At 73.1% G+C, this 6,243-nt stretch carries 7 protein-coding genes; 5 read left to right on the top strand and 2 right to left on the bottom strand.

From position 1 onward, the window contains the following. Positions 1 to 3 precede the first annotated feature (3 nt). Entirely contained in the window at positions 4 to 1,014 is a 1,011-nt protein-coding gene (locus tag J1M39_RS08665; protein WP_036316402.1) for an NADP-dependent oxidoreductase, read from the top strand. A 26-nt stretch (positions 1,015 to 1,040) separates the two neighbouring features. Then, positions 1,041 to 1,847, top strand: a complete 807-nt coding sequence (locus J1M39_RS08660) for an alpha/beta fold hydrolase (RefSeq protein ID WP_063190271.1) — start codon at positions 1,041 to 1,043, stop codon at positions 1,845 to 1,847. Between the two features lie 31 nt (positions 1,848 to 1,878). Here the strand turns inward: J1M39_RS08660 and J1M39_RS08655 are convergent, their stop codons facing one another. Continuing rightward, the gene (locus J1M39_RS08655) at positions 1,879 to 2,370 is read right to left on the bottom strand and encodes a MarR family winged helix-turn-helix transcriptional regulator (RefSeq protein WP_063190263.1); all 492 of its coding nucleotides are present in this window, start codon (positions 2,368 to 2,370) and stop codon (positions 1,879 to 1,881) included. Between the two features lie 111 nt (positions 2,371 to 2,481). Between J1M39_RS08655 and J1M39_RS08650 the strand changes: the two genes are divergently transcribed. Further along, positions 2,482 to 2,901, top strand: a complete 420-nt coding sequence (locus J1M39_RS08650) for an organic hydroperoxide resistance protein (protein ID WP_063190262.1) — start codon at positions 2,482 to 2,484, stop codon at positions 2,899 to 2,901. Then, positions 2,901 to 3,326, top strand: a complete 426-nt coding sequence (locus J1M39_RS08645; protein ID WP_036338685.1) for a DoxX family protein — start codon at positions 2,901 to 2,903, stop codon at positions 3,324 to 3,326. The genes J1M39_RS08650 and J1M39_RS08645 overlap by 1 nt, the downstream gene beginning before the upstream one ends. 139 nt (positions 3,327 to 3,465) lie before the next feature. On the opposite strand, the gene J1M39_RS08640 is transcribed toward J1M39_RS08645, so the two are convergent. Next, the gene (locus J1M39_RS08640; protein ID WP_036316409.1) at positions 3,466 to 4,980 is read right to left on the bottom strand and encodes an acetyl-CoA hydrolase/transferase family protein; all 1,515 of its coding nucleotides are present in this window, start codon (positions 4,978 to 4,980) and stop codon (positions 3,466 to 3,468) included. A 187-nt stretch (positions 4,981 to 5,167) separates the two neighbouring features. Here J1M39_RS08640 and J1M39_RS08635 point away from each other — a divergent pair, with 187 nt between their 5' ends. Continuing rightward, on the top strand, positions 5,168 to 6,178 hold the full coding sequence (locus J1M39_RS08635; protein ID WP_036316411.1) for an NADP-dependent oxidoreductase: 1,011 nt from the start codon (positions 5,168 to 5,170) through the stop codon (positions 6,176 to 6,178). The last annotated feature ends 65 nt before the right edge of the window (positions 6,179 to 6,243 follow it).

The raw sequence follows: 6,243 nt of genomic DNA, 5'->3' as shown, positions 1-6,243 counted from the left end.
ACCATGAGCACCCCCACCCACACGCGCGAGATCCACCTCGCCTCCCGCCCCCACGGCGCCCCGACGCCGGAGAACTTCCGCCTCACGGAGGTCGAGCTCCCCGAGCTCGCCGAGGGCCAGGTCCTCGTGCGCAACACCGTGATGTCCGTGGACCCGTACATGCGCGGCCGCATGAACGACGTCGAGTCCTACGTGCCTCCGTTCCAACTCGACGCCCCCCTCGACGGCGGCGCGGTGGGCACCGTGATCGCCTCGCGCCACGCGGACGTGCCGGAGGGCACGTCCGTGCTCCACGGCCGCGGCTGGCGCGAGCACGCCGTCCTCGACGGCGACACCGTCCAGGTCGTGGACACCTCCCAGTTCTCGGACAGCACCTACCTGGGCGTGCTGGGCATGACGGGTCTGACCGCCTACACCGGCCTCGTGCACGTGGCCGAGATGCAGGAGGGCGACGCCGTCTTCATCTCGGGCGCCGCGGGGGCCGTCGGCTCGGTCGCCGGCCAGATCGCCCGCCTGCTGGGCGCCTCGCGCGTGGTCGGCTCGGCGGGCACGCCCGAGAAGGTGGCGCGGGTGAAGGAGCTGGGCTTCGACGCCGCGTTCGACTACCACGACGGCTCGCCCACCGATCTGCTGGCCGAGGCGGCGCCGGAGGGCATCGACGTCTACTTCGACAACGTGGGCGGCGACCACCTCGAGGCCGCCATCGCCGCGATGCGGGTCGACGGCCGCGTGGCGATGTGCGGCGCGATCGCCCAGTACAACTCGACGGAGCCGCCGGCCGCCCCGCGCAACCTCGCCCTGGCGATCGGCAAGTGCCTGACCCTGCGCGGCTTCGTCCTGCAGAAGTACGCAGCGCAGGTCCGCCCCGAGTTCCTGGAGCGCGTGGGCCCGTGGGTCGCCGCCGGGAAGATCCAGTGGGACGAGACCGTCCGGGAGGGGCTGGAGAACGCACCCCAGGCGTTCATCGACCTGCTCGAGGGTGCCAACACGGGGAAGATGCTCGTCCGGCTGTGACGGGCGACGGCGCACTCGGGGGCGGCATGGACACCTTCCGGCATCAGGGCCTGACCTTCGACGTCCGCGACGGCGGGTCGGCCGAGGGGGAGGTGGTCCTGCTGCTGCACGGCTTCCCGCAGGACGCCACGTCCTGGAGGCATGTCGAACCGCTGCTGCACGCCGCGGGGCTGCGCACGCTCGCCCCGGATCAGCGCGGCTACTCCCCGGGGGCCGCTCCGCGGGCGACGGCGGCCTATCGCCTCCCGGCGCTCGTGGGGGACGCCGTCGCGCTGGCGGACGCGGCGGGGGCGCGGCGCGTCCACGTCGTCGGCCATGACTGGGGTGGCGCCGTCGCCTGGGCGCTGGCCACCGCCCACCCCGAGCGCGTCGCGTCCCTGACGGTCCTGTCCACGCCGCACCCGGCCGCCCTGGCCCGCGCCCTGCGCGGCCCGGACCAGCTGCGCCGCAGCTGGTACATCGCCGCCTTCCAGGCGCCGGCCCTCCCCGAACGAATCCTCGCCCGACGGCTGGGCTCCCTGCTGCAACGGGGGCAGGTCCCCGGGGCGGAGCACTACGCCCGCCGGTTCTCCACCCCGCAGAGCCTGCGCGGCCCGGTGAACTGGTATCGGGCGAACCCGGATCTGGTGACCACCACGAGCAGCGCGCCCGTGTCGGTCCCCACCACGTATGTGTGGGGCACCCGGGACGCGGCCCTGGGGCCGCGGGCCGCCGAGCTCACGGCGGGGCAGGCGGCGGGGGAGTACCGGTTCGTGGCGCTCGACGCGGACCACTGGCTGCCCGAGCGCGAGGCGGACGCCGTCGCCCGGGCGATCCTGGACCGGGTGCGCTGACCCGCGCTCCGCGCGGGCCGCTCCCGCCGTTTCAGCGCGGCCCGGCGGCCTCGGTGATCCGGTTCAGCAGGTCCATGAGGACCTGGCGCTCGGTGGTGTCGAGGGGGATCCGGGTGAGGGCGTCCACCGGGACCGTCCGGGCGGACGCCCGCAGCGCTCGTCCCTCGTCCGTCAGCCGGACCAGCACGCGTCGCTCGTCGTGGACGTCGCGCTCCCGCGTGACGAGCCCCATGCCGGCCAGGCGCCGCACCAGGGGTGTGATCGTCCCGTTGTCCATGCCGAGCCGGTCCCGCAGCGCGCCGACCCCCAGCGCGCCGGCGGCGTCCGACGTCGACGCCTCCGTCTCAGCCGAGGCATCACTCTCCGCCTGCCACAGGGTGAGCATCACGAGGTACTGCGGGTAGGTGAGGCCGAGGCGGGAGAGCAGGGGGCCGTAGCCGCGCGTGACGGCGCGCGTCGCCCGGTGCAGGGCGAAGCAGAGCTGGTCCTCGAGGGCGAGGCTGGGGGTCGGCGCGGCATCCATGGGAGCGATTCTAGTGGTCGCTGGGGAGCGACTTGGTTGCGCGCGACCTAGCCGGGTGGCAGGCTGGAGCCGACTCGTCCCGCACGGGGCGGGCGGATGAAAGGACCTCTCATGGAGACCATCTACACCGCCGAGGCGCTCAGCACCGGCGCCGGCCGCGACGGCCATGTCCGCACCACCGACGGGCGGGTCGACCTCGACCTCGCCGTGCCCACCGAAATGGGCGGCTCCGGCCAGGGCACCAACCCCGAGCAGCTGTTCGCCGCCGGCTACGCCGCGTGCTTCCACTCGGCCCTGCAGATGGTCGCCCGTGCCTCCCGTGCCGACATCACCGACTCCTCCGTCGGCGCGCGCGTGGGCATCGGCCGCCAGGGTGAGGGCTTCGGCCTGGAGGTCACCCTCGAGGTCGTGATCCCCAATGTCCCCGCGGATCAGGCCCGCGCCCTCATGGAGCAGGCGCATCAGGTGTGCCCCTATTCGAACGCCACCCGGGGCAACATCGACGTCGTCCTCGAGCTCGGGGAGGCGTGATGACGAAGCACCGGCAGCCTGTCCCCCTCTCCCAGACCGCCGCCCGCCTCGGCCTCGGCGGGTTCATGACCGCCGCGGGGCTGTCCCACCTCACCGTGGCGCGCCGTGAGTTCCGCGCCCAGGTGCCCTCGTGGGTCCCGCTCCCGGCGGACCTCGTGGTGCTCGGATCCGGCGTGGCCGAGATCGGCCTCGGGGCCGCTCTGCTGGCGCTCCCCGGGCAGCGCCGCCTGACCGGCACCGCCCTGGCGGCCTTCTACACCGCGATCTACCCCGGGAACATCGGGCAGTACGCCGAGCGCAAGGACGGCTTCGGGCTGGACACGGACGGTCGCCGCCTGGCGCGGCTCTTCGGCCAGCCCGCCCTCATCGCGGCCGCCCTGTGGGCCGCGGGAATCCCCGAGCGGGAGCAGGGCGGGCGCGGCTGACGCCGTCGCCGGTCCTGCGGCCCTGGGCCGGCTCCGGGCACGTGCCCGGAGCCGGCGTGATCTCACCCTGCCGCGAGGCGCGGCCCACTGTAGGGTGCCCCGTCGCAGGTGTCCCGCAGGTGTCCGGTCCGGCGGGCCGTCAGCCTTGACGCATCGTCCCGGTCTCGAGGAAGCGCTGGTGCCAGGACAGGGACTCGCCCAACAGGTGCGGGGTGTGCAGGCCGTCCGACCCGCGCATCGCGCGGTCGAAGTAGTCCCGCAGCTGCTCCCTGTAGTCCGGGTGCGCGCACGTGTCGATGATCGTGCGGGCGCGCTGCTTGGGGGAGAGGCCGCGCAGGTCGGCCAGCCCCTGCTCGGTGACCACCACGTGCACGTCGTGCTCGGTGTGGTCCACGTGCGAGACCATCGGCACGATGCAGGAGATGTCCCCGCCCTTGGCCGTGGAGGGGGTGAGGAAGAACGAGGTGAACGCGTTGCGGGCGAAGTCGCCGGAGCCGCCGAGGCCGTTCATCATCTTCGTGCCCATCAGGTGCGTGGAGTTCACGTTGCCGTACAGGTCGGCCTCGAGCATGCCGTTCATGGCGAGGATGCCGAGGCGACGCACGAGCTCGGGGTGGTTGGAGATCTCCTGGGTGCGCAGGATCAGCTTGTCCCGATACTTCGCGGCGTTGTCGTTGAACCGTTCGGCGGCCTCGGTGGACAGGGAGAACGCGGTCGCGGACGCGGTCGCCAGGGTGCCGGAGTCCAGGGCGTCGAGCATGCCGTCCTGCACCACCTCGGTGAACGCGGACAGGCCCGTGAACCGGGACTTCACCAGCTCGGACATCACCGCGTTCGCGATGTTGCCCACGCCCGACTGCAGCGGCAGCAGTCGCTCGTCGTACCGGCCCTGGGCCACCTCGTGCTCGAAGAACTCCACGAGGTGCTGGGCGATCGCGATCGAGTCCGCGTCGGCGGGCTTGAAGGCAGAGTTCCGGTCCGGGGCGTGGGTCTCGACGACGGCCACCACCTTGGCCGGATCGCACCGCAGGTACGTCTCACCGATGCGGTCCGCGGGGTGGGTGAGCATGATCGGCGTGCGGTGCGGGGGCAGCGCGGTGCCATAGTAGACGTCATGCAGACCCTCGAGGTCCTCGCTCTGCCACGAGTTGACCTCGAGGATCACCTGATCCGCCAGGTCGATCCAGGACTTGTTGTTGCCCACGGAGGAGCTGGGGACGAGACGGCCGTCCTCGCGGATCCCGGACACCTCGATCACCGCGGTGGTCATGGGCCCGTAGAAGCCGTTCCACACGGTCTGCGCCAGGTGGGACAGGTGTGTGTCGATGTACTCGATGGCGCCCGCGTTGATCTTGGCGCGCATCGTCGGGTCCGACTGGAACGGGGTGCGCAGCGCGACGGCGTCCGCCTCGGCCAGCGCGCCGTCCATCTCCGCGGAGGTGGACGCCCCCGTGTGGAGGTTGATGCGGAACTCCTCGCCGCGCGCGTGCAGCTCCTTGGCCCGCTCGGCCAGCGCCGTCGGCACGGCCTTCGGGTAGCCGGACCCCGTGAACCCGCTCATGCCCACGGTGGTGCCGTGCTGGATGAACGCCGCCGCCTCCGCGGCGGACATCACCTTCGACCGGAGGCCGGGGTGGTGGATGCGGGACGACATGGGTGAGGCCTCCGTGCGGGTGAGACGAGTCGAGCGAGAGCGCTGTGACGTGGAACAGCGATCAGCGTACCCGCGTCACGGGTGGCCGTGGGGATGATCACGCCGGAGGTCGCCGAGCCCGACCTGCGTGATCGACGACGGCGAACAGGGCTCGGCACTCCGGGGCGGCGCGCCTAGGCTCGGCGTCATGCGAGCACTCGTCCTCCAGTCCTACGGCGGCCGTGAGGCCATGGCCCTCACCGACGTCCCCGCCCCCACGGTCGGCGCCGGTGAGGTGCTGATCCGCACCCGCGCGGTCGGCCTCAACCCCGTCGACGCGATGCATCGCGAAGGCGACTTCAAGGCCATCGCCCCCGACGACTTCCCCACGGTCGCCGGCAACGAGCTCAGCGGCATCGTCGAGACCGTGGGCGCCGGGGTGACCGCGTTCGCCCCGGGTGACGCGGTGATCACCCGCGTGGACCCCTCCGGCCACGGGGCGTTCGCCGAGCTGGCCGCGGTGCGCGCGGACTGGGTGGCCGCCGCGCCCGCCCGCATGCCCCTGACGGACGCGGCCGGCCTGCCGCTCGCCGGCCTGACCGCCCAGCAGGCACTCGGCCCGGAGCACCTGGACCTGCAGCCCGGGGAGCGGTTGCTGATCACCGGGGCCGCCGGCGGCGTCGGGCTGATTGCCACGCGCTTGGCACACCTGCGCGGCGCGCACGTGACCGTGACCGCCTCCGCGGCGGGTGAGCCGTACGTCCGCGAGGCCGGCGCCGACGCGGTGATCGACTATCGCGCCCGCACCGTCGCAGAGGGGGGCGAACGCTTCGACAAGGTGTTCGACCTCATCGGCGGTGATCAGATGGCCGAGCTGCTCGGCTCGATCGAGCCCGGCGGCCGGCTGGTGACCATCGCGGGCCCGCCGAGCCCCGGCAGCCTTCGTGAGACCGCGCGCCCGTCGCGTCGGCCGCTGGCCGCCGTCGTCTCCCGGGTGGCCAGTGCGAAGGTGCGCCGGGCCGCGAAGAAGGCCGGGGTGACCTACGAGTTCTTCCTCATGCATCCGGACGGGGCGGGCCTGGCCGAGCTCGTTCGGCTCGTGGACGCCGGCGAGCTGGCCGTGACCGTGGACAGCCGCTACCCCCTGGCCGACTGGGAGCAGGCGTTCGAGCGTCTCGAATCCCACCATGCCAAGGGCAAGGTGCTGCTCGAGTTCTGACCGGCGGGCGCGTCGGCGCCGGCCTGCCCGGGCCGGCACCGCCTCGTATCCTGGCCTCGTGCACC

Source organism: Micrococcus sp. KRD077 (assembly GCF_017168505.1).
In the GTDB taxonomy this organism is placed as follows: domain Bacteria; phylum Actinomycetota; class Actinomycetes; order Actinomycetales; family Micrococcaceae; genus Micrococcus; species Micrococcus luteus.
The sequence above is the reverse complement of the archived record's forward strand: the minus strand, read 5'-3'. Positions and strand labels throughout refer to the sequence as shown.

Excerpts from the sequence above, each read along its gene's own strand:
- J1M39_RS08665 (WP_036316402.1), top strand. The coding sequence starts at position 4 with ATGAGCACCCCCACCCACACGCGCGAGATCCACCTCGCCTCCCGCCCC.
- J1M39_RS08660 (WP_063190271.1), top strand. The coding sequence starts at position 1,041 with ATGGACACCTTCCGGCATCAGGGCCTGACCTTCGACGTCCGCGACGGC.
- J1M39_RS08655 (WP_063190263.1), bottom strand. The coding sequence starts at position 2,370 with ATGGATGCCGCGCCGACCCCCAGCCTCGCCCTCGAGGACCAGCTCTGC.
- J1M39_RS08650 (WP_063190262.1), top strand. The coding sequence starts at position 2,482 with ATGGAGACCATCTACACCGCCGAGGCGCTCAGCACCGGCGCCGGCCGC.
- J1M39_RS08645 (WP_036338685.1), top strand. The coding sequence starts at position 2,901 with ATGACGAAGCACCGGCAGCCTGTCCCCCTCTCCCAGACCGCCGCCCGC.
- J1M39_RS08640 (WP_036316409.1), bottom strand. The coding sequence starts at position 4,980 with ATGTCGTCCCGCATCCACCACCCCGGCCTCCGGTCGAAGGTGATGTCC.
- J1M39_RS08635 (WP_036316411.1), top strand. The coding sequence starts at position 5,168 with ATGCGAGCACTCGTCCTCCAGTCCTACGGCGGCCGTGAGGCCATGGCC.